Source organism: Psychrobacter sp. 219-2-C (assembly GCF_049560815.1).
GTDB classification, from domain to species: Bacteria; Pseudomonadota; Gammaproteobacteria; order Pseudomonadales; family Moraxellaceae; genus Psychrobacter; species Psychrobacter faecalis.
This window is the reverse complement of record NZ_CP186933.1, coordinates 388,789-412,237: the sequence shown is the minus strand read 5'-3', so window position 1 is coordinate 412,237 and position 23,449 is coordinate 388,789. Positions and strand designations below refer to the sequence as shown.

The following is a 23,449-nucleotide window of genomic DNA, read 5'->3' as shown; positions in this document are numbered from 1 at the left end:
TTCCCTGTAATATCCCTACCAGTCCGCCTTGGCATAAGCTGATGACTTGCGTCAGACTGTAATAGAAATATCACGGACGGAATACGCTTCCAAGGGTACAGAGATGATTTTTCACATAAAACTGTACCCATTTTTAGTAAAAATTTATGCTTCAAGACAGGCAGTTGATAGAAAAAACGGAGATGTGGAGAGGTAAAATATTTCTGCAGCAATATTATCAAATATCGCTGTATTCTTAGAGGCTATTTACTGCCTTGGCTTTTTGAAAGTACAGGCTAAATGATTTTTAAAGACATTAAAAATAGAATTGGTGCTGGTAAATGCTGAGAATGAGAAGGCTTTAGTGATTATTAAATATGATTGTCTTAATGAATTTAACAGTGACTTTATCTATATAGAATTTATTAACCCTTAAGGCAAAATAAGCGGGGTCGGATGGAAAAAACAGATTGCCTGGAGCAATAAAAATATTATTACTTTTTGCATCGTTCACGGCTCTTTTGTCATCCATCGGAATACGAAACCATAAAAAATTACCGCTGGGATTGTGAGGATAAAGCGTAAGTCCGTCAATTTTGTTCAGCGCGGTGATGGCAGCGGCTGATTTCTCATAAGATATGCTTTTAAGTGCTTGTAGATGATTGGCTAAAGCACCACTGGTGATGAGATGATTGAGAATATTTTCAGTGATTGAGGAGGTGTTAATGACGGTGATCATTTTTAACCTTGTGAGTGATTTGATCACAGGTTTAGAAGCAGCTATAAAACCGCACCTGAGTGAAGCCGACACTGTTTTTGAAAAACTACTCACATAAATAACTGGACAATCTTTATTAAAAAAGTAACTTGCAGCGTTATTTCTTGTCAATAAAAACGGATCATTTTCAACAATGAGCACATTATAATTCATGCATAGTGCCTGAATAGCCGTCATATTGGGGACAGTCAAGTCTGTCCCTGTCGGATTATGGGCAAAAGGCTGTAAAAATAAAATCTTAGGATGTTTTTTTTGGATGATTGACTCTAAATTGTTTAAATCTAAACCAAATCTAGTTCGCTTGATAGCATTTATATGGACTTGATGTAAGTCAAGCTTACTAAATAATGGATAGTATCCAGGAGACTCTACGATGACATGATCGTCTTTGGTTAAAAAGTGCCTAATGATCAAGTCCAAACTGTGATTCGTACCATAGGTCATCAATAAGTTCTGAGACTCAACAGTCAACGCGCGCCTACTCAGGATATCCACAATTAGTCCTCGAAGTAAGATATTACCAGATGGATCACCATTACCACGGTCGAAGTGTAATACTTCATCGCTGTCACTTACCTGCCCCAAGTAGCTTTCGAGGTTGAGCCTATCCATATACTCTTTAGGGTAGCGGCCCGCACCAGGTTTATGGTAAGACTCGTTGATCATCTGTTGTTCTAATAAATCAATGCCAGTATAAAAAGAGGTTGAATTCAGCATCGGTGTATTGGACAAATCTTCACCGACATAAAATCCTGATTTCGGTAGCGCCTTGATCCAATGTTGCTCGAGTAAGATATTATAAGCATTTACTACTGTATTCTTGGACACCTTGTGTTTTTCTGCCATCGCTCTAATCGAAGGTATTTTATCCCCCACTTTTTTTCTACCAGACTTGATGTCATCAATAACTAATAGGCATATTTCTTCGAACTTCTTCACCTTTCAACTCCAATTTGAATAGAAGACTCATTAAATATCATAATAACCTGGTGTAATGGACAAAATTCATGCTAAAAAGTAGAAGGTAGTCGCTAATGGACATAATTCATGCTATTTGAGTGACTTTGACCCTAAAAAGTCTTTAATAAACCGCACCTTACGCTGCTCACTTAGACCGTGATGACTGTGTAATTGTCGCTTTAACTCACTGAATAATCCTTCAAGATAATTGGTGGTATTTGGTATATCTAAATGCCCATATTCTTGATAAGTGAATAGCCAATCGCTATTGGTTCTGAGACTACGATAAGCACTTCTAAGACGCTTATGCGTGTACCACGTTCTACTGTTATCGTCATTGGTACTACGCTCATTAAGATAGTCTTCATGAGTTAACAACCAATAATCTAAGTGCTCTATGACGTCAGCTTTATTAAGCTGTGTTAAGTCTAAAGTGAGCCGTCTAAGCTCAATACTTGCGATATTCTTAGGTCGACGAGTGAGATAGCGAGTTACTATTTGTACCTGATGGAACTGGCACATCTGGCAAGGGGTGTAGGTAAATAACGTACGCAGTCCTCGTCTACCATCACAGGTAATGCTTTGTACATCAACGCCTAACGATGCTAGATGATCAATTCCTTGCTTGTAGGCACTGTTGGTTTCATGACTGACTATCGCGTAGTAAAGAACGGCTTTAGTGGTATTGTCCATAAAAACCATTAAACCGAACTTACGACCGAAGTAAGTGGTATCCATGATGATGTTAGCAGTATTCGGTCGTTTAACTTGATACTGGGTACTGACTTTGTCTAAGCGTCTTTGAATGGTTTTAAGACTACAGCTATACTTGTCAGCCAGTTGTTTGTAGGTCTGTTTCCCTTGGGTGTATTCAGTCCAAAGGGTCTGGTTATTGAGTCTTTTGCCACCTAAAAACTGCCGTCTGCAAGCTAGACATTGATACTGTTGTTTGCCTAGCTTGCGTCCATTCTTCTTGGTGTGTTTATCATGACAAAAAGGGCAGTTTTTTGATTCATAGCTTTGATTCCTTGCAAATATAGACAGTATATAGCGTTAGACACTACGCCAGCATGAATAATGTCCATTACACCTTTTTACAAGATTATGAGACAATTGATCACCCAAATAAAAAGGTCTGAACCATTAGTTCAGACCTTTTTTATTCTTAAAGAAAATACTGTATCTAAGAATTAGAAATCAATACTCACATCAAACACATAAGCCCGACCTGGCTCATTAAAAGTTCGAGCACCCGCATTGGTACCCGTGCCTTCGCGTTTAATTTGCTTATCAAATAAGTTTTTGATTCCGGCACCAACGGTGACACTATCCGTCAAGTTATAGCGAGTGCTGATATTGGCAAGTGCATAAGGCTTACGATCAAGCTTTAGCGTTTCTAACGCATCGCCAGTAGTAACTGAAACTTCAGGCGCTTCAATAGTTCCGTAATAACTAACACCAAAGTCGGTATTCCAACGTGGGGTAATGTCCCAGTTAACGTTAGAATTAACAGTAAACTTAGGGATTAATGATAACGCTTCGCCAGTATCTTTACGTTCTGAGCGAATATTTCCAGTGACATTAGTAGACCAAGAAACCGTGTCAGTCACTGGCACTTTTACAAAGCCTTCAAGACCCTCAATGATGGCTTCGCCTTGGTTCTCCCATTGAAAAACAGAGCGGTTTATATCTGCACTATCAACCACCACACCAACTACACCCACACGATCTACACCCGCACCAATACGGTTGTCATAGGCATTATGATAATACGTCAGACCAGCATTGAGTCCTGTACCATCGTCATAGGTAAAAGTCAGCTCTTTGTTCCAAGAAGTCTCATGCTCGAGATCAGTGTTACCCAAAACATAGCAGCCTCGTTGATCAGTCGGAATCCAAGAAGGACAGCCATTGCCTTTAGTGTAGTAGATATAGTTGGGATCAAGTTGATAAAGTGATGGTGCTTTAAAGGCGCGACTGACCCCTGCTTTCACCGACCAGTTTGGGCTAAAGTCCCAAGTAGTATTGATACTCGGTGACCAATTGCTACCGGCTTCGCTGTGATAATCAAAACGGAGCCCTGGGGTTACATACCAATCTTGAGTGATTTGGTAGTTGTCTTCTAAATAAGCACCGACAAGGTAAGCATCTGATTTTGGATCGCGCTTAGCAGGGTCAGTTTCCACATCCCCAAAGTCAAAGCCTTCATCAAAAGTTAAATCTGAAACCACAGGATTATTGAGTTTTTCACCACGGAACTCAGCGCCTGCAGTCAAGGTGTGGCGGTCAAAAAAGATATCCCACTCTGACTTGGCGTTAAGTGTGTCATAAGTCGCTTTGTTCCATAGGTAATCTTCGCCTTCTACTGGAGGCTTAATTTGACCTTCAATACTACCACCAGTACCTTCAGCCAAGCGCTCATTATTGGTACGGTTAAACTCTAAATAGCTGTTACTACGGGAGTTTTCATAGTCACCTCGATGGGTTAAAGCAGCACCATAGCGGCGCATCTTATTGGTGGTGTCACCCCCTAGGGTTTCGACCAAGTCATCATTGACTGTTTGGAATTGCGAGTCGCCCGCCCAGCGGTTATCTTGCGTGCTGTAGTTGACCTCAAAACCCACAGTATTCATCGCATCCATAGCGTATTCAAAAAGCTGGCGGACGTCTACATTTTCTACCCCTTCAACACCTGCCGCAACCGAAGCCGCAGGCCCATCACGCCCATCAACAATCTGGGCATCTTCGGCATTAATGTAGGGGTCATCGCCTTCACTGTCATGATAGCCAAGCGTGGTACGAAAAGACAGTTTATCACTTAGAGAGCCAGCCATATTGATATTGGTACGCCAATCTTGACCTTCCAAATTACTCTCTGGCAACTCGTAATGACCGGTGACCGAAAATTCTTTTTTGGTAGAAGCTTTAGTGATGATGTTAACTACCCCGCCCATACTACCAGAACCATATCGAGCCGCCGCTGGGCCACGCAACACCTCGATTCGTTCAATAGCACTCGGCGGCACCCATTGTGAATCTCCACGGGTATCCTGCTCGCTAGCTCGACCGGGACGAACCGCATTACGAGAGGTAACAGGACGACCATCAATTAAAATCAGCGTGTTATTCGGGCCCATACCGCGAAGATCAATCTGGCGCTGGTTGCCACGTTGCCCAGAAGTTGACGAGCCTGACAGATTAACCCCAGGCATTTTGCGCACGATCTCTGCAATGTCATTGGAAACAGAGGCTTTTTCAATCGCCTCTTCGCTAATTACTGACAGACCAGCTGCTTGTTCTAGCTCCTCTCGTGCCGCCTTGACTACAATAGTCTCTAGCTCAACTGATGGCAGAGCTTGCTGTTCCGCAGCTTCTTGCGCTGCTATTTGTTGTACAGTAAGGCCATCACTCTCAGCTGCGAATGAAGTAGTAGTAAGAATAGAGGCGATAGTAATGCCAAGCAAAGCTTTCCTAGTCGTTAAACGCGGTAATTCTTGTAAGCAAGGGTTTTTTGTAGCAGAAGGGGTTCGAAATGTTGGCATAGATAATAATCCTAAAGGTACTTAGTATTCACCAATGCTTTTCAAATTTTCTGATAGAGGTGATTCGATATAACATCATGACTACCTGCTAGAAAAACACGGTAAAGTTATGCTTTTTAATTGCTATAAAAGTAAGATAAGTAATTGAAGTATTAATATAGATAACATCTTAAAACTAGAAGATGCAAAGAGCTACCCACTACTCAGCAATAAAGAATGCACACTTTAGCAACATTATAAAAATAACGCAAACAATAATGATAATAGTTATCATTATTCTTCAATACAATATCGAATACCTTCAATTAGCTGATCATTAGCCTTATCGTTAAGCTACATAACTAAAACCTCCGAAAATGTCAGTCGATTTTTGGATGGTGTTGGTGGTAACGTGATTTAGAAAGAATTAAAGCACATGATATAGAAAATTCTGTTTGAGACAATCGTTGAGCTATGCTGAAAAAACCGTAGAGATAAACTTGGTAAACTAAGCGTATTAATCGGAGTTTATCATGACCAAGAAAGTAAGAACCTACAGTGACGAATTTAAAGCTGAAGCTGTCAAGAAGATAGCAGATAATAATGGCAATATCTCAGCTACTGCAAAGCAGTTAGGTATTGCTATGCAAACGCTATCAAACTGGCATAACAAAGCCAATCAAGGCAAGCTTGTTGGCACAGAGCAATATGATCCTGACCTTATGAGTGCTCTTCAAGAAATAAAGCAGCTCAAGCGTCAGCTCAAAGTGGCTGAAGAGGAGCGCGAGATTCTAAAAAAGGCGACCGCGTACTTCGCGAAAAACAGCCCGTAAAGTACGCTTTTATCAAAGACAATCGTCAGATATTTAGCACCACTACTATGTGCCGTGTATTAAGCGTTAAACCCTCAAGCTACTATGACTGGCTAGGTCGTCATATCAGCTGTCAGCAGGTACATCGTAATCAGTGCGAGTTACTGGTTAAAGCCGCTCACAATGAAATGAAAGAACGTTATGGCGTAGATCGACTGCATGCTCATCTAAGCGAGCAAGGCCACAACATTAGCCTGTATATGGTAAGAAGCATCAAAGAGCAACACGGCATTAAATGTCGTAGTCATAAGCGCTTTAAAGTCACCACCGACTCCAATCACAACAAGCTGGTCTATCCAAACGTACTGGATCAGAAGTTTGATGCTAAGCGCCCTAACGAGTCGTGGGTCAGCGACATCACCTATATCTGGACGAATGAGGGTTGGCTGTACTTAGCAGGGGTCAAAGACTTATACACCAAAGAGCTTGTCGGTTACGCTATTAACAAGCGTATGACCGCTGATCTAGTATGCAAAGCATTGAACATGGCCATCAGGAATAAACGTCCAAGCAAAGGGCTAATTGTTCACTCTGACAGAGGCAGCCAGTATTGCAGCCATGCCTACCACAAGATCGTTAAGCAGCATAAGTTTACAGGCTCAATGAGCGGCAAAGGTAATTGCTATGACAACGCACCTATAGAAAGCTTCTGGGGCATATTGAAGAATGAGTTGGTATATCATAAGGATTATAAAACTAGATTTGCCGCCATTACCGATATCATTAGATACATCGAGCTATATTACAACCAGACTAGGATTCAAAAGGGTTTGGGCTATAAATCACCAAGACAGGTGTGGTTTGATTATTATCGTCAGGCTGCGTAACTAAAATCTCCCAAGTTTAAGTCTACGGGATTGACGGCAGGGGTCAAATCAGGAGCTGTTTGATAATCTAGAGCAGGTACGCGCACAAGCAGAAAACTGGTTATACCATTATAATCATAAGCGCCCAAACATGGGCAATGGCGGTTTTACACCGATACAGAAACTCAATCAGGCAGCTTAATTCTATTTATTAGGTGTCTTAAGTTTGGGAGGGTTACCTATATAGACCTTTATAAAGCATGCTCAGTGTAGTTAAGCAGCAATTAAACTATATTTAGTTAAAAATTGCGTTTTAAGAACCATACGCAACAAAGATAACTGCTATTAAAATTAAACAGTTTAATACTACCAAAACTTTAGTAGATAAATATATTTTATCTAGTTTTTTCTGTACAATTTCATAATTATTATTTGACTTAATAAGCACATTATCTATAGTAGATTTCAAACTAGAATTTAATTCTTTATACTGAGACTCCATAGTTTCCTTGGTTAACGTAAATTCCTTATCCATCCCTTGACTACTTTCATCTATTTGCTGTAGTAAAGAGTCGTATTTACTACAAATCAATTTATTGATAACAGACATTTCTTCTAACAACCTACTAATATTATAATTATTTTTTTCAGAAAATAATTCTTCTAAATTAGAGGAGTGTGTTAGTAATATTTCTTTCTCTATCTGCAAAACTTCTGTGAATTTCTGATATGTATCATCAGTAAACTGACGGTTCTCATCTATAGTACTCAATAAAGTATCAAGATTATTATTTAGTAATTGACCAACCTCAGAAATAACCTGCATTGTTTCTTTGGCTATCTCCTTACGGCTCAAATCTGAAGACTGTAGCAAGCTACTTAATGACTCATCTTTTGCAATTAACTCTTGACTACATTTTTTTAGGGTTTCAATAATTTCGCTAGTATTTTTACTATTATTAGCTTCTGCTGAAGACTGTAAATCTGATAAATTATTTTTTATATCAACACTATGCTTGTCAATAAATTCTAATAAGTCTTGAGATGTTTTATCAATTTTTTCTATTTTTTTTACTACATCTTCTAACTCGATATCATTTTTTATAAAATCTTCAATTCTATATATTTTTCCACTTAATATATTACTATTTTTTGATATTTCTTTTTTTATAAAATCTATTTGAAGTCCAACATCATCAAGTATCATATTTTTTTGATCAGAGTTTTTTTCCTCTATCATCTTACCGAAGATATCTTCCACTAAGATATCGAATGATTCTTCATAATCAATTTTTTCTGTCATTTTTTCCCTCTACAATTTTAAAGTCAACATTCAACTGTCTAATCAACATTATCCAATATAGCTTTGCCATATTATCTGATTCTTCTTTAGCAAGGTTTGAAAAGTATGATATAGCTAGTTTAAATTCAGTATGGACAAACTCTGAGAAGTTCTTACTGTATTCTATTTCTACATCACGCTCATAATTAAATCTCTCTAATTTTTCTTCTAAATTTGACTTTTTTCTATACAGCATATACCTCCTTTTAACTAAATCCCTTTTTCTATTTTTTAACTTTAGAATAGTATTATTGGAGTATTTGATTTTTTTATTACTTTCTGTTCTTATATAGCTCGAGCATTCTAAATACGAATTCTTTAGTGATTCATTCATACTTGACAACTGTTTATCGATGATATATTTTATTTTTTTTAAGTCATTACTATAGTTTTCTTTAAAAAAATATGTTTGAAAAGTATAATTCTTTAGACGAGATTGCATACTATCTATGTCATTTAAGTAAGGAAAGTCCCTAATATCAATACTACCTATACTATCTCGTTTAATTAACTCCCACTCATCCTCAATAATTATAATATTTTTTAATAAGTAGTCTGCTAGCATGCTAGTATTTTGTTGTTCAGGTTCTCTTATAGTTTTACTTAGTTTTTTTATAGATACATGTGATATCTTACTCCGATAATCATTATATAAATCATTAATATATGCTACCCGATTGCTTGTATATTTCTTCTCATAATCAATAGATGCTTGATGATTATCAATACTAATATCAATATTTTTTATTTCTTTGTTGATTTTTTTTATTTCTTTCTCTAATATATTTAGATCAATATTTATTTCTTGATTCTTTTCTAACTTAAAGTTTTTAGATATTTCACCAATCTGATATCCATGACAAAGCCTAATTATAGGACTACTAGCAGAGTAAATAACATCTTTTAGCTCATCGAAAAACACATTCCTAATTTTTTTTAGCGACTGAGTTTCTTCACTATATTCTGTTAAAAGTTGATACCAACTATCTCCCACCTCTAGTGCGTAAAGTTGGCTTTTGACATCCCATTTCCAATCATTATCCAAAGTATATATTTGCTCTTGAATATGAGTGCGAATATCATCTTTATTTATAGAACCTTCTTGCTCATGAAGTTGGTTACAGAGCCTTAGACTTGAGTCGTCTGAATAAAACTTAGTAAAGACAATCTTAAATCTTTGTGGGTTAACCCTCCATTTTTGCAACTCATCTAATTCTAAGTTTTCAGGCTGTACTACCAAACCTATGTTATCGATAGTAGTGACTAATAGCACTAAATCAGCTTTTTCAATCTTATCTTTAATCGCCTTAGTAACAAATTCGCGCTCATTATTGTTTTCTGCTTTAACTCCTGGTAAATCGCGAATGACAATATCTTTATATCGATCACTTTTTTTACTCAAATATTCTTCAGGAATACTAATATCAATTTCTTCGACATTATATTGGTCTCCCATAACTTCCATATCAGAACGAATTTTTGCTAAAACCTTTTTGGCTTGATTTTTATTTAAATTCTTCCTATCGTTGCTACTCTCGCTAACATCATGTATATGCCAGTAGTTATCACTAGACGCGCGATAGCGAACTACTGTTGCTGTAGCAGATCTTCCATAATCTCTATCCGCTCTAAGAACATTCTGAACCGTACTATGGTGTTCTGGGAGTACACCTATTAGCTCAAGAATTAAAGATGTTTTGCCCACTTGTGAAGCACCGTAGACGGCCACAAATATTTGATCTTTGATTTCATGTGTTGAATATAGGTCGTTGTCAAAATTAAGCATAAATTTTGAGTGAGCTGATTTAGCCCACTCAAATCTATGTTTATAAACTTCAGACCAAGTTAAGTTGTTCATTGTTCAACACTCTCCGTACGTCTCTATGAGTATTTTTTAAATATTTGAGTGCCACCATTAGATGATGCTGGGTATCTGTTGAACCTACACCATACATTTGCTCTAAGTTTGAACGTAAATACTGTGATATTTTTTGCATATGCTCATCGTATTCGCTAATTACCATTGCATTGTTTTTACGTCCTAGATCTTGTGCGTATGACTCAATAAATGCTTTATTTGATATATCCATTGAATTAACAGAATTAGACATTTGGTATGCAGTGAATGCTACAGCACCAACTGCGACTGCTAAACCTGCTACTCTAGTAGCTAATAAAGCAGCTGTTTGTAATCCATTATTGTTGTTCGATGAGCTATCTGAAAAATCGATTTGACCATCAAGCTTACCATCTATCATGTCCAAGCCTGTTAACGAACCAACTATACCCATAACTGTCTTAACACCTTCGGCAGTCGTATCAGTATTTCTAACTACATTAGCCATTAATCCTTGTATATCCGTTGTATCAAGATTTCTATTTTCGAGCTTGTTTTTTAAAGTAAAGTTATCTCCATCTGAATGTAAATAAGCAATTTGGACAATGCGAGAGTACTCCATTGCTACAGCAGGCAGTACTTCCAAGGCTTTTTCAATTATCACTTTATTATTTTTCCTGCTGCTACCATTATCAGGTAACTCTTCTTTTCTTAATAGTATTCTAAGCCCTGCATTAACTGATTCATGATAGTCTGTTGGAGAGTCTTCATAGTTGTCCATTTTTGTATCTGAATAACCTAATAAGTTGTTAGGTGTATGATTACTTAACTTTAAGTTTAATTGATTTTGAGCAGTTTCATTGATAGCCTCCAAATTCGAAGTCATAACGGCTGTAGGGGTAAAGTTATCCTTGACTCTTTCTCTGCGTTTATCATTAACCTTTGAGCGGTTAAAAGTAATGTACTTAAAGCCTAGTTTTACATTATTTATTAAGCCTACTTCTTCCTCACCGTATTCTTTTTGAGCACGCTGGATTGCTTTTGCAACCAATGTCGCAGTATTTCTATTAAGCTCTCTTAATAAGTCTTGTTTGTACTTATTGGCAGATTTATCAAACTTGTCTATAAGCTTATCTACTAAACTGTTTTGAGCACTATCGCTAACCTCAGCATTTAGTGCTAAACCTTCAAGATCATTGATGACTTCTGATAAATCATTATCAATGACCTCTAATAAAGTGTGGATTTTATTATTTTCTACAGCAGAGTTCTTATTTAATAAAGGTATTACAGCTTTTTCAAAGTTATCTCGCCAGTTATTCAGATCGGTTCCTGTAAAAATGACTTTATCCTCTGAGACTTTAAAAACTTCTTTTGCTCGTTTAGTCAGCTGGCTTATCTTTTCTTCATTATTGCGATAGTTCTCTGAACGAGAAATAGCAATAACCGGCTGACTAGATTGTAAGTTTTCTGCTAAGTCATCAGTAATATCAGTTTGCACATGTGCCAGTCTTTCTTCACTAGTTACAAGGACAACGCCTAGAGCATGAGTCATGACATAGCGCATAAGCTGCTGCCAAGCATAGTTTTTATGTGTCTCCACCTCATACCCTGGTAATAATACCCAACCAAAGGGAATATCGAATACTACAGGTACAAATAATTTGACGTAAACGACACGTTCATCATCTTTACCGTCGCCTTCCCATTGAGTGATAATCTTTTTAAACTCTTCTTTGGCACACTCAATCTCGGATTCTTTTTTTGTTTTTGTGTTAAAAACAATCTTACTAGCTATTATTTCTGTAATGCCTTGCTTCTCATAAACAAATACAGGAACTTGCTCCCCCCGACCACTATTAGAAGTAAGCCAGTCATCAGCATTATAGATGGTACTTAACAAAGTGGTTTTTCCTGCTCCTTGTGTACCTCCAATGGCTACGAAGTGTTCATTAGCTAACAGACGACTCAAGCGAATTTTCCGATATGTTTCAACAATTTTTTTCAAAGTCTCTTTACTGCAACTATCAAGATCACAGGCAATATTCATTACTTGTCTTAAGTTGCTTTCTAGCAATTTTAAATATTCAGCATTCATTTTTTACGCTCCATTTTGCAGTTCAAAAAATTATTCTTACTCATTGAATAAATATATGTTTAAGCCTAAAAAAAATAAAAATTTCAATTATATAAGTAATTCCTTAAGACTTTTGTCATTTGCTCCTGAATTCCACTCGGACTAATAACACGAATATGTGGTATACCATATTGAACGATAGGGACAACTTCTCTTGGGTGTACATCTTTACATATCAGAAGTAAGTCTCCATTATCAAGCTTTCGTACCAGCTCCTGATTGGGTAGTAGATCACGACGTTCAAAATATCCGGCAACTTTCTCATCGATTTGTAGGACGATTTTACTGATTTGATTGCCAAAGAATAAACTGTCCGTACCAAGGATTTTCTCTTTGATCTCTTCAGAACATGCAAAGGTCTTAGTACTAATTTGCAGGTTAGCTATTTAGGTAAAGCAAAATGTCCGCGTTTGTCCATTGCGACAGCCAACTACATACCAAATACTTTTTTTATTGAGTAGTCATTGCTTATTCTCCGGTTAGTGGATTATAAGCAGTTACACAAAGTTTGGGAAACTCTCTTTAATTACGTAGCCCGACAACAAAAACTATTCTATCAGCCTCACTTTTCACTATCTTGTTCAAGCATTATCACCAACACCTCTCCCAAAAACTTCAAAACGCCCGAAGACTCGTAAACCTTTGCATTATCAGAAGAGCTTTTTAATTTTCTGACAACTCTAACTTCAAAGCCTACACATTTTTGGTTGGCTTCTACCCTAATGGTACTATCGATTTTATGCCTCTTCTTAAAATCTCTAACCTCTTTTGCGCTACTAGAAGTGAGTTGCCAATGGTGAGGAGCAATAATTTGACACCCTATCTTCAAAAATTCAGCCAATAGCTCATGTTGAGATTTTTTAATACCAAACTTTAAGTAAGACCGAGAGGTAATGTGCTTTTGCTTATAGATACTGACAAACTCTCGTAATTGATCAGGTTTCTGTACGGACAGGTTATAAGCGTTATCCAATGCCGTGGTAATAATAGCTTGGGCAGCTTGACCTTTGACTTGAGTGATGAGCTTATCGTTATTATTTAAGCCACTCGCGTTTTTGTATAGCTCTCGTGCATTGAGTAAATGGATACCGTGTTTTATCGCTATATTTTCCAACTCTTTTTCACGCAGCTCAGGTCTGAGTCTATCTATCTCTCTTAGAAAGCTAATAACAGCATCGTACCTTGCTTCAATAAAAACAGAGTGCTGTATCCTCTCACCTTCAGCACTCTGCTGGATAAGTTTGGTGCTCACATCGGGTGCTGTAAATAAAGGATTGTGATGTGCTTTTAGCTTTTTTGCAAAATAAGGTCTTAATTTCTTCAACGCTACCGCTTTAGTAGATTTATCATAGGCAGTTTTATCGTGATAATTAATTGTTTGATAGTCTATACCAGTGATATTCTGTAGTACCGTAAAAGGTATTTCGATTTTTGCGTTGCTTAATTGCCATCCTGCTAATAAATGTGCGGTATGGATGTAATGCTCAAAAGTTGTATCACAAGTCAGATGACCTACAAAACTTGCTAGCCCAAACCAAGCACCCTGGATTTGATGATAGCCTGCCAAGCTGTCAGCAATACTTTGGCATTCCTGTTGGGTATAGTCGGTCATCACCTCCGCTAATGCAGACTGATTGATAGCCAATGCCAGATGACTGATTGCCGTATGTCTAAGGCTATGAAAAGTATAATTGTGATTGTCTTGCCCAAGCACGCCATCCCATAGTATTCTCATCAAATTGCTAAAAAAATACGTCGGTAGTGGCTGCCTACTAGCTCCTTGTGAAAATAAATAGGACGCCCCCATTCTTTTTTGCTGAGCAATAAACGACGTCAATATTTTTAATTCATCTTTCTTTAAAAGCGCCGCTAATAAAACTCTTCTTTTAGCACTACTACTTTTAAGACGTAGATAAGGGTTTGGCGTAAGTACAATGCTAACATCCGAAAGATTTTTTATATTTTTAAGCTTTATACCTGCAAGCTCATTAATACGCATGCCAGTACGATACGCTAAAATTAATATCGTCTGACATAACAGCGTTTGACTCTTGTTTAATTCAGATACTTGTAGTCCGCTATGCATGGCGTTATATACTCGAGGGGATACCATACTCGCTTTGACAACCTGCTTGTTTTCTCCCCATGCAAAAACTACATCAGGAGCTTCGAAATACTGCATCTGGTATCGATGAAAAGCGCGCAGACGCCCATAGGTATAAGACTGAGTGTTTTTCAGCTCATCTAAGCTAGTGGATTGTTTGCCTTCATCTTTTGAGTCGATATTTTGGTCTAGCGCCTGCTCTAAATCAGCTACTGGATCATCTAAATAATCATCTTTACCATTCTTGATATCATCATCATCAAGTTCAATGTCATCTCTATCATCGATCGGGTCTTTCTGCAAAACATCTTTTTTACGAGCATCTTTGACTTTACTTAAGATAATTTGCTCATATATTTCTTCATAATCATTGGTACCCCATTCCTCTAATTCTTCATCCATGGTCAACATAAGCCATTCACGTCCAATACAACCTACATATTTACTGACTGAGTTTAAGTTGGTTTGATTGCCTTCTAGTAAAAATAGTACCCAGCCTAGCAGACGTATGGCGTTAGGCTGAGGAAACTCATCTCTTATGTTGTTAATAGTATCTTTGGCAGATAATCGAGTGCCTTTCAATGCCTCTTGAATGAGCTGAATGATATTCTTGCTAAAAGCGGGATAGCTTTTACTGGGCTTAGAGGTATCGTTCGATGATGTGCTTTGAATAAACAGCTGTTGCCAAGTAATAGCTGGTTGAGTACTTTGGATGATTTCTTGGTTATAACTAAGTAGTTGGTCAGTAGGTAGTGACGTACTTTTAAGTTGTCCTTGCATGATTAAACTGCCAGCACTATCGATAGCACTACCAGGCCACTGCCGCCAATGAAAATTAGCGTATTTGATAAGATGTGATAAATGGATTTTTTTTGGATCTCGGCAAGTAAGTTCAAACTTATTATTCAATCCTTTGATAATCGTCTCAAACTGCTGTATTTTACGCTTATTTATACTAGTATCACCCAAAGCGTATAGAAACATAAGACTTAGGTCATCAGGAACATAAGAAGCATAGCGAGTCAATGAATCATCGTTGTCATAAACTCTGCAACCATATTTGTCATCTCTGATCTCTAAAGGGATCACGAGCAGAATTTTATCAGTATCTAACTTCTTATTATCTTCAGCCTGTTTTTTTAGGTTCACAAGATATAGTTTTCGATCGCTAAAGACCCACTGATATAATGCCTTTAATGCAGATAAATCATTTAGGCCGCCGAATATAATACTGCTATATAAAAAGTAAGCTACGTAGTCATTGGCACTAAAATTACGCTTGTTTTGCCAAGATAACTGCATCTTCTCCCAAGCAGTCGAAACCTTTGAACCTTCAACGAACCACCCATAGCTAATGGTGAGCTTATCTCGTTCAGCCACAATAGGAACGACTGGCTCATCTAACGAGCAGTTGTTAATTTTATTGTAATTCCTAACTGCTTGTAGAAACCCTTGCCTTGCACAGCGGTATTGAGTGAATGTAGTAAACTTTATCGATAACTCATTATCGATAATACGGTAATGTTCTGCCATATCAGAATCATTGAAGGGCTGATATTTATATAAATAGTCAGTAACGATAACTTCAGCTTTCCTGACTAAGAGTAACTTCTGATGCTGTAAATTAGCGGCTCTGCGCTCGTGTGAAAATAACTCTATTGGCTCAGCCATAACGTCTGACCTCAACTTGCTTAAGATCAAGCTTTTGTACCACACGATCTAACTGGGGCAATAGCTCCTCCCTATATTGATTTATAGATACAGAGGACATCGGATGGAATATCTCTTGATCCGCATGTTCATGGCCGAATAAGGCACAGATGTATAACTCGTCGACTTCGTTGGTCAGCATGGAGCGTAGTTGATGTCGCAGCCAATTATCTTGATGAGGAAGCGCATTGCCTACAGCGCTTCTAATACGTCTTGGTGTGATAGGCATAAATTTTTTCGGGTTAAAGCTAAAAATTTGTAAAAGAGAGATTTCTGATTGCAGAATCTTATCAATTTCAAGCCTGTGTTCTGGATACAAAGGATTATGCTCACTAGCAAAATGTTTGATATAGCTAATATAATTTTTCAATGCCGTTTTCAAAAAATGGCTAATAGGAATGAGGCGACCATAATCCTTACCTTGGCGTATAGATTTATCTGACACCCAATACATGTCATGGCTAAAGTTGAACTGATTTAAAAATCCAGGTACATCATTAACGGGTCTTATACCGGTCTGGATTTGAATAACATGCCATAGCCATAGGCTATAAGCATTAAACTGCTTGATATATTCATCCTCTCGATCGTTTTTGCCCCGGTTTAATTGTCGACTATCACCTTGTACATTATCGGCAAGCAGAGCGAAAAATTTACCACAAACCTTATCAGTCAATGCCATATTACTACCGACAAAGATTTTATTTTCATTACTAGCAACAGATGATACATTGGAAAAATATGTATACTTATGCGTTTGCCACATTTGATGATGTTTTGGATTTGAATAAATGGAAGACTTTTGCGAATCACCGACTTTAGAGTATAAGTTACTCCTAAAATCTTTAAAGCATCGAGCACTAAGCATATTGATTGCGATTTGGTAAGTATGCAATAAAGATGAGGTTTTGATGCTGGTATAGTAAAGTGGTGATGAATGCTCCACTTCCACACCTGTAAGAATGTCTGAGTGTAGTGGCTCACCGATTTGATGAGTAATAATAAAGGCTAGCGCTGATTCTATATGTTGACTTGATAATAAAGGTAAAGATAAATCTTCTTTAAGTAGTTTAAGAGTTTGGTTGACTTCGTTAGGCTCTACTGCAAACTTAAACTGTAATATACCTTGCAACGTTTCTGGTAGCGCCAAACTAAAATGATTGCTATCGCTTTTGACCACTTGCTTTATTGCATCACGCTGGTTAACTGTCACGTTAATACGGTTTCGAATCATGGCTATACCGCTCTCCTCTTCCACCAAAAACTGTCTTTGGCTTTTATTGCTTGCTACCTCATGAATTACGGTTTGAATTGATCTACCGGTTAACATTGATAACAACAATATAGTAGCAATCCGCCTATTAAGTTGCGCTTCGTTAGACAACATATCCCAGAGTTTAAAAAAAACTAACTGATAATCTGATAATGTTAATAACCTAGTGTTACTGGGAAACATAAATCGATTACGCTTACTATGCAAGTAGTTGGTTTTGACTTGATACTGTTGTAACTGTGATGATTTAGCAGTTGTCTTAGTGGGGTTAAATTGATTATCCAACAACGCCGGCGGATCATCATCCGCTAGGTTTTCTGATTTGACGACGTTATTATCTAAAGACAACTTAGGATAGCGAATTCGACGCGTGCTTTCAGTAACGAAAGGCAAAACCTGCTCATCTCTCGGTTTTTTTAAAACGGCAGCCTGAGCATTAGATTTTCGGTTTCTATCGATATAATCCTTATCTTCAATAATAACTTCATAGGCAAGCCTTATTTTGCCTATTTTCGTAGCTGTACTTTTGGTTTTAACTATGCCTGTCTGCTCCCTATGATCCATATTTTGCTCATAGGTTTTTATGTCAGCAAAGTTCTCAATAACATTAGCAGATGAGTCATGTATACGTATAAGCTCATCGATAATTTCAGTCTGAGAAGAGTTCTTTGTGAGCGCCATTCTTATACGAACACCAAGCGCATTAATCTTATTGAAATGCTTATCCTCACGCTCTGCTATTAAAAGTATGAGTTGGAGATACTTGCTCATAAAGAGCCAAGTTTTATCAGTAAATGATTTTTGCCTATAATAGTTAGTAAAGATAGCTAACATAAAAGGAACAGACCAAGCTTTAGTTTTTTTATTAGAGTTGACTGCTTTTATGATGACAATGCATTGCTCGTCGGTCAGTTTCTTTAAACTTGAACCTGCACTCTCAACATCCGTATTGATTAAGTAGTTTGGTGACAGCCTTATTAGATCAAATACCAATATATGTATTTGAACTGACAATGGTGAATCGTATGGCACAATTAGCCCGATTAAACGATGCACCTCTTCGACCTCTAAGACCCTGGGGATCCATTCTTTCACACTATTCATCGATCCAATCCGTATTCTGAGCCAAATCAAACGTTTCTTTACTTTGCTTTAAAGATTTCTGCGCGTAAGAATACTGATCCATATTTATGCCTGCAAAGCTGCAATAGTCCTCATTGTAAAGACTGTCACAGCCCATCAATTCTTTTAGTGTTGTTGCGGAACAATTCTCTTGTAAGTGCTCCCATAAGGAAACGTGGTCGACATTTTTATAAAAACATAGTTTCAATACCTCAGCCCATGCCGCCTTAGTAACCTGCTGATCATTACCTATAATAATGACGAAGGGTTGGCTTATATTCATTTCATACTGGAACACATTTGACATGCGCTCAAAATTATCAAAATAGAAATAATGATTTTTGTCGTAATAAATGATTCTGGTAAGTGGTCTATGATATTTATCGAGACCAGTAAGGTGTATAGGTGATGTTTTAGGACGATATTTAAGCCAAGTTTTGTAGGCCGATAAAGCCTTAGGGTGAACAGTCAAAGTAGTATGACTGGGGGTAAAAGAATGAAGGCGGGCAGATTGTTGCTTTGACATTTATCACCTCTGAGCTTTTTACCAATACTGTGTCATGATGTTGACGATAGGGTAGGAGTAGCTTTATACTATATTAATAATAGTTAGGTATCAATATATGCAATTATGCTGTGACTAAAATATCAAAACTATCTTTTAATTATCCTAAAATCTCCATTATTTTTGTTATAACCTTATTATTATATCAATTAATATCATATACTTAAGGTTTATATCCATTTTAGTGAAATAGTTCGACACCATTGCCAAGGTTGGGGTCGAGAGTTCGAATCTCTTTTCCCGCTCCAAATACTTAGAAAGCCTCACTTAACAGTGAGGCTTTTTTTTGTCTAATTTTCATAGGTTACAGCGGTTTTTCAATAAAACTATCTGGTGGTGTTCTAAAAAGTATGCTGACATCAGACATAGCCATAATTGACATAGAAGAATACCAAATCAAACACCTTAAAGTGGTTATCAAACTTCTTTGAGAAGCAACAGATCTTTCGAACGGCTCGTCGCAATCGGTGTCTAAGGCGACAGTTATTACCTTCTATGCCTACCGTATGCTGCTTGCCGATTTGTTTGTTATCTGCCTTAAAAGCCGTTATAAAGCTGTCCCAGTTATCCATGCTAATAGAACCATAGCTGACTTTCAGTTGTTTAAGACGGGCTCTTAGCTTCTTAGCTGTTTTCAGGTCACGTTTGCCCCAAACATAAGCAACAATCTCACCCGTAGCACGGTCATAAGCGTAGATGAGCCAGAATTTACGTTTCTTGCGATATACGTAAGTCCAGAACTCATCAACCTCTAAGCGTTCATAATAGCGCTTTTTAGGTGTAATCTTATAGACCGATGAGCCTATGGTGCTAAGGACTTTACCAATACTAATAGAGGCTATAACGGCTATGTCTCTGACGCCGCAACCTCTAACCGTCATTAGCCGTATGATGTCTTCTATTTTAGAGTGACAGCCATGATAAGTTAAAGCATGGTCGCCAATGAATTGACGTTTGCAGTCCTTGCACTGGTAATTCTGCTTGCCATAGCTTTTTATACCATGTATCGAAAAACTGGAGCTGTGACAGTCGGGGCATATGATATCTATTTGTGTCTTCATAACCTCAAATATATCATCTTGCTTCGGCTGTCACCCTCCTTTCATCTTCTCAGCATACTTTCTGACACACCACCAACTATATTAGTAATAATTAAGAAAAACTAACTAACTAAAAGGGGCGTTTTTAGAGCGGTGCCCATTTGGTGCCCAAACCGTGCCCTGCCCTAAAACTGCGTATACGTATCTGACCACAACCTAGCTATTTTTGGTTCAAAAACCATCATGACACCTAACCTAGTGAATTTGGCACTATGCTGATTTTTGAGCCCAACCTCAATTCAGCAAAAAACGTGTTTTTTAGAGGCCTAAATTTTCCGAAATCTATTTCATATTTATAACATTCGAAATTAATTGTCGCTTAAACAGTGATGACTACAACCTAATATTTAAAAGTAATTAGACCGAGTAAAATATGTATCGGCGCTAAGCTTAATGATTTTCAAGACACTTCGAACAACCATCCTAGTAAGCATTCTAACTTTCTTTTGAACTCTCTTCCTCACAAACTTCATCTTCTTCATAGAGGATAATATCGCCGGGTGTGCAATCTAAAAGCTTACAAAGCTCATTTAATGAATCAAAGTCTATTCTAGTGACTTCATTATTGTACATTCGATACAAAGTAGACCTTCCTAGTTTAGACATCCTGTCAGCATCAGCTACACGGATGCCTCTTTGTGCAAATAAAACAGGTAAATTGAGCTTAATCATATACAAAGTCCCTAAAATGATAAAAAAGTGCTTGCAAGTGATAATACTTATAGATAATATGTACTCATTAGTGATAACTAATCATTCACTAATAGTAAATTTATTTCACATGGAGAACTATTATGTCACAGACTTATCTCACTACTCAAGAATTAGCTGAACGTATCAAATACGATGTTCGTACTATCCGTAACCAGCTTAAGGATACTGTCTTGATTGAAAATATTCACTACATTCGTCCTTTTGGCGGTCGGAAGATTTTATATGTATGGGAGCGTATCGAAGAGGATATGTGCAAACCTGTTATGAGTGCGATCAATGGTATGGCTTTACAGTAAGTTTTATTTAAACAAGGAGATTAACAATGGCATCAGTAAGAGCAAGGCGTGGCAAGCTATTCATAGATTTCACATATATGAATATTCGTTGCCGTGAGACAACAATCTTCCCTGATACTCCCGCAAACGTTAAAAAATTGACTTTAGTGGCAAAAGAGATAGATGCAAAAATAACCCTAGGCATCTTTGACTATGGCGCCTACTTTCCGAAGAGTACGCGTTTAAAAGAGATGACGGCACTGGCTGATAGAGCGGAAGCTTGTATCAGTCGTAATCCAACCTTTAGGCAGTTTTCAGAGATTTGGTACGAAGAGAAGAAGATTGAATGGCGGCCGAGCTATCGGCAAAAGACGCAGATTATCTTGGATAAGTACTTGTTACCTGAGTTTGGTGGTAAAGCAGTACATGCCATAAAAAAACCAGACTTGCTGACCTTCCGTAGCTCTCTCGCCAAAGTTCGTTACGGTAAAGATGGTCAGTCAAGTCTGTCAGTAGCACGAGTCAATCAGATCATGATACTTCTTCGTATGATACTAGAAGAAGCATCAGATCGCCATGATTTTGAGATGCCTTATAAAAATATTAAGAATCTCAAGCAAGCTCGTCCAGATGTAAACCCGTTTACATTGAGTGAGGTATGGCTGATTTTAAAGCATGTCCGTGCGGATTATAAGCCCTACTACACCATTCGCTTCTTTACCGGGATGCGTACCAGTGAGATTGATGGGCTTAAGTGGGACTGTATTAACTTTGATCGTCGTGAGATCAGTACTCGAGGAGCATTAGTAAACGGTGAGATGGGCCCGACTAAGACGTTAGGCTCACAACGTGATATTGCGATGTCGCAGTTGGTCTATGACGCCCTACTAGAGCAGAAGGCACGCACCTTTGGTAAGTCAGAGTTTGTGTTTTGCAACTCACAAGGTAATCTGAGCTATGCTGAAGAAACCGTAGAGATAAACTTGGTAAACTAACGACTTGATGAGGAGTTTACCATGACCAAGAAAACTAGAACTTATAGCACAGAATTTAAAGCAGAAGCCGTTAAGAAGATAGCAGACAATAATGGCAACATTTCAGCTACCGCAAAGCAGCTTGGCATAGCGATGCAAACCTTATCAAACTGGCAGAACAAAGCCAATCAAGGCAAGCTTTTAGGAACTGAGCAGTATGACCCTGATCTTATGGCAGCTATTCAGGAGATAAAGCAACTCAAGCGGCAGCTTAAAGTGGCTGAAGAGGAACGAGAGATACTAAAAAAGGCCACGGCGTACTTCGCGAAGCACAGTTGATGAAGTACGTCTTTATCAAAGACAACCAGCACCTTTTTAGTATTACCTGCATGTGTCGTGTATTAAACGTAAAACCATCAAGCTACTACGACTGGATAAATCGTGAGATTAGTGAACAGCAGATACACCGTAACTACTGTGAGCTATTAGTTAAAGCGGCTCACAGTGAAACTAAAGAACGTTATGGTGTTGATCGACTACATGCCTACCTAAGTGCGCAAGGGTATGCTATCAGCCAATATATGATTAGAAGCGTTAAAGAAGAGCATGGCATCAAATGCCGTCGTCACAAACATTTTAAAGTCACTACCAACTCCGATCATAACAAGCTTGTCTATCCAAACATGCTGGAGCAGCAGTTCGATGCTAAGCGCCCCAATGAGTCTTGGGTCAGTGACATTACTTATATCTGGACTGCTGAGGGTTGGCTATACCTAGCAGGTGTTAAAGATCTCTACACCAAAGAGCTGGTTGGCTACGCTATCAATAAGCGCATGACCGCCGATTTAGTCTGTCATGCATTGAATATGGCAATTAAGAATAAACGACCCAGCCAAGCACTGATTGTGCATTCTGACAGAGGCAGCCAGTATTGCAGTCATGCCTATCACAAAATCATCAAGCAGCATCATTTTAAAGGCTCAATGAGTGGTAAAGGTAATTGCTTTGACAATGCGCCAATAGAGAGTTTCTGGGGCATATTGAAGAATGAGCTTGTATACCATCAGGACTATAAAACAAGGTTTACAGCGACCTGAGCTGTGCTCAAGAAACTGTAGAACCAAACTTAGGTAATTCCAATCGCAATTTTGGTTAGTCTCTACCCTAATGGCAATACCGAGTTTATGCTTCTTCTTAAAGTCCCTAACCTCTTTTATCCTACTTAAAGTCAGTTGCCAATGCTGCGGAGCAATAATTTCACCTTCTATCATCAAAAATTCAGCCAATAGCCCATGTTGTGACGTTTTATTACCAAACTTTCAGTAATATCTAGAGGTAATGTGCTTTTTTTGAGTAATGAGCTTATCGTTATTATTTAAG

General features: G+C 37.9%; 15 protein-coding genes and 2 pseudogenes. 5 read left to right on the top strand and 12 right to left on the bottom strand.

Going from position 1 to position 23,449, the window contains the following annotated elements; translation table 11 throughout:
- Positions 1-340: 340 nt before the first annotated feature.
- The 3 genes from ACPEGP_RS01715 to ACPEGP_RS01705 form a co-directional block, all read right to left on the bottom strand.
- Positions 341-1,696, bottom strand: coding sequence for a PLP-dependent aminotransferase family protein (locus ACPEGP_RS01715; protein WP_423813746.1), 1,356 nt, complete (start codon positions 1,694-1,696; stop codon positions 341-343).
- 111 nt (positions 1,697-1,807) lie between these two features.
- Positions 1,808-2,755, bottom strand: coding sequence for an IS256 family transposase, variant Zn-binding type (locus ACPEGP_RS01710; protein WP_423814229.1), 948 nt, complete (start codon positions 2,753-2,755; stop codon positions 1,808-1,810).
- Positions 2,756-2,907: 152 nt separating this feature from the next.
- Positions 2,908-5,259, bottom strand: a complete 2,352-nt coding sequence (locus ACPEGP_RS01705) for a FepA family TonB-dependent siderophore receptor (RefSeq protein WP_423813745.1) — start codon at positions 5,257-5,259, stop codon at positions 2,908-2,910.
- A gap of 512 nt (positions 5,260-5,771) precedes the next feature.
- Here ACPEGP_RS01705 and ACPEGP_RS01700 point away from each other — a divergent pair.
- Together ACPEGP_RS01700 and ACPEGP_RS01695 are read left to right on the top strand one after the other, a co-directional pair.
- Positions 5,772-6,937 (top strand): IS3 family transposase gene (locus tag ACPEGP_RS01700; protein WP_423813744.1). Its coding sequence is split into 2 segments (ribosomal slippage): positions 5,772-6,030 and positions 6,030-6,937, totalling 1,167 coding nucleotides; the frame shifts between segments, so codons are not numbered across the junction.
- A 46-nt stretch (positions 6,938-6,983) separates the two neighbouring features.
- Positions 6,984-7,118 (top strand): annotated as a pseudogene (locus ACPEGP_RS01695) (integrase core domain-containing protein); the annotation flags it as partial.
- 111 nt (positions 7,119-7,229) lie between these two features.
- Here the strand turns inward: ACPEGP_RS01695 and ACPEGP_RS01690 are convergent.
- The 9 genes from ACPEGP_RS01690 to ACPEGP_RS01650 all read right to left on the bottom strand — a co-directional run bounded on the left by ACPEGP_RS01690 (position 7,230) and on the right by ACPEGP_RS01650 (position 20,778).
- Positions 7,230-8,219 carry a hypothetical protein gene (locus ACPEGP_RS01690; RefSeq protein WP_423813743.1) on the bottom strand — a complete coding sequence of 330 codons (990 nt, stop codon included), beginning with the start codon at positions 8,217-8,219 and terminating at the stop codon, positions 7,230-7,232.
- A complete protein-coding gene (locus ACPEGP_RS01685) occupies positions 8,203-10,116 on the bottom strand; it encodes a dynamin family protein (protein ID WP_423813742.1) in 1,914 nt (637 codons plus the stop codon). Before ACPEGP_RS01685 ends, ACPEGP_RS01690 begins: the two co-directional genes overlap by 17 nt.
- Entirely contained in the window at positions 10,094-12,193 is a 2,100-nt protein-coding gene (locus tag ACPEGP_RS01680; protein WP_423813741.1) for a hypothetical protein, read from the bottom strand. The genes ACPEGP_RS01685 and ACPEGP_RS01680 overlap by 23 nt, the downstream gene beginning before the upstream one ends.
- Positions 12,194-12,276: 83 nt before the next feature.
- Complete coding sequence (locus ACPEGP_RS01675; RefSeq protein ID WP_423814228.1) at positions 12,277-12,603, bottom strand: WYL domain-containing protein; 327 nt, start codon at positions 12,601-12,603, stop codon at positions 12,277-12,279.
- A gap of 191 nt (positions 12,604-12,794) precedes the next feature.
- A complete protein-coding gene (locus ACPEGP_RS01670; protein ID WP_423813740.1) occupies positions 12,795-16,007 on the bottom strand; it encodes a tyrosine-type recombinase/integrase in 3,213 nt (1,070 codons plus the stop codon).
- A complete protein-coding gene (locus tag ACPEGP_RS01665; protein WP_423813739.1) occupies positions 16,000-18,423 on the bottom strand; it encodes a hypothetical protein in 2,424 nt (807 codons plus the stop codon). Before ACPEGP_RS01665 ends, ACPEGP_RS01670 begins: the two co-directional genes overlap by 8 nt.
- Positions 18,416-18,967 (bottom strand): hypothetical protein, encoded by a 552-nt coding sequence (locus ACPEGP_RS01660; RefSeq protein WP_423813738.1) that lies wholly within the window; start codon positions 18,965-18,967, stop codon positions 18,416-18,418. Before ACPEGP_RS01660 ends, ACPEGP_RS01665 begins: the two co-directional genes overlap by 8 nt.
- Positions 18,968-19,365: 398 nt before the next feature.
- Positions 19,366-20,067, bottom strand: coding sequence for an IS1 family transposase (locus ACPEGP_RS01655; RefSeq protein ID WP_423813737.1), 702 nt, complete (start codon positions 20,065-20,067; stop codon positions 19,366-19,368).
- A 474-nt stretch (positions 20,068-20,541) separates the two neighbouring features.
- Positions 20,542-20,778, bottom strand: a complete 237-nt coding sequence (locus ACPEGP_RS01650; RefSeq protein WP_281490000.1) for a helix-turn-helix domain-containing protein — start codon at positions 20,776-20,778, stop codon at positions 20,542-20,544.
- Positions 20,779-20,900: 122 nt separating this feature from the next.
- On the opposite strand from ACPEGP_RS01650, the gene ACPEGP_RS01645 reads away from it, so the two are divergent.
- The 3 genes and pseudogenes from ACPEGP_RS01645 to ACPEGP_RS01635 all read left to right on the top strand — a co-directional run.
- Positions 20,901-21,116, top strand: coding sequence for a hypothetical protein (locus ACPEGP_RS01645; protein ID WP_423813736.1), 216 nt, complete (start codon positions 20,901-20,903; stop codon positions 21,114-21,116).
- Between the two features lie 26 nt (positions 21,117-21,142).
- Positions 21,143-22,090: an Arm DNA-binding domain-containing protein gene (locus ACPEGP_RS01640; protein WP_423813735.1), complete on the top strand. Its 948-nt coding sequence runs from the start codon at positions 21,143-21,145 to the stop codon at positions 22,088-22,090.
- A gap of 21 nt (positions 22,091-22,111) precedes the next feature.
- Positions 22,112-23,160: pseudogene (locus ACPEGP_RS01635) on the top strand (IS3 family transposase); the annotation flags it as partial.
- Between the last annotated feature and the right edge of the window lie 289 nt (positions 23,161-23,449).

Coding starts and splice junctions, on each gene's coding strand:
- ACPEGP_RS01705 (WP_423813745.1), bottom strand. CDS start 5,259: ATGCCAACATTTCGAACCCCTTCTGCTACAAAAAACCCTTGCTTACAA.
- ACPEGP_RS01690 (WP_423813743.1), bottom strand. CDS start 8,219: ATGACAGAAAAAATTGATTATGAAGAATCATTCGATATCTTAGTGGAA.
- ACPEGP_RS01685 (WP_423813742.1), bottom strand. CDS start 10,116: ATGAACAACTTAACTTGGTCTGAAGTTTATAAACATAGATTTGAGTGG.
- ACPEGP_RS01680 (WP_423813741.1), bottom strand. CDS start 12,193: ATGAATGCTGAATATTTAAAATTGCTAGAAAGCAACTTAAGACAAGTA.
- ACPEGP_RS01670 (WP_423813740.1), bottom strand. CDS start 16,007: ATGGCTGAGCCAATAGAGTTATTTTCACACGAGCGCAGAGCCGCTAAT.
- ACPEGP_RS01665 (WP_423813739.1), bottom strand. CDS start 18,423: ATGAATAGTGTGAAAGAATGGATCCCCAGGGTCTTAGAGGTCGAAGAG.
- ACPEGP_RS01660 (WP_423813738.1), bottom strand. CDS start 18,967: ATGTCAAAGCAACAATCTGCCCGCCTTCATTCTTTTACCCCCAGTCAT.
- ACPEGP_RS01655 (WP_423813737.1), bottom strand. CDS start 20,067: ATGAAGACACAAATAGATATCATATGCCCCGACTGTCACAGCTCCAGT.
- ACPEGP_RS01650 (WP_281490000.1), bottom strand. CDS start 20,778: ATGATTAAGCTCAATTTACCTGTTTTATTTGCACAAAGAGGCATCCGT.
- ACPEGP_RS01645 (WP_423813736.1), top strand. CDS start 20,901: ATGTCACAGACTTATCTCACTACTCAAGAATTAGCTGAACGTATCAAA.
- ACPEGP_RS01640 (WP_423813735.1), top strand. CDS start 21,143: ATGGCATCAGTAAGAGCAAGGCGTGGCAAGCTATTCATAGATTTCACA.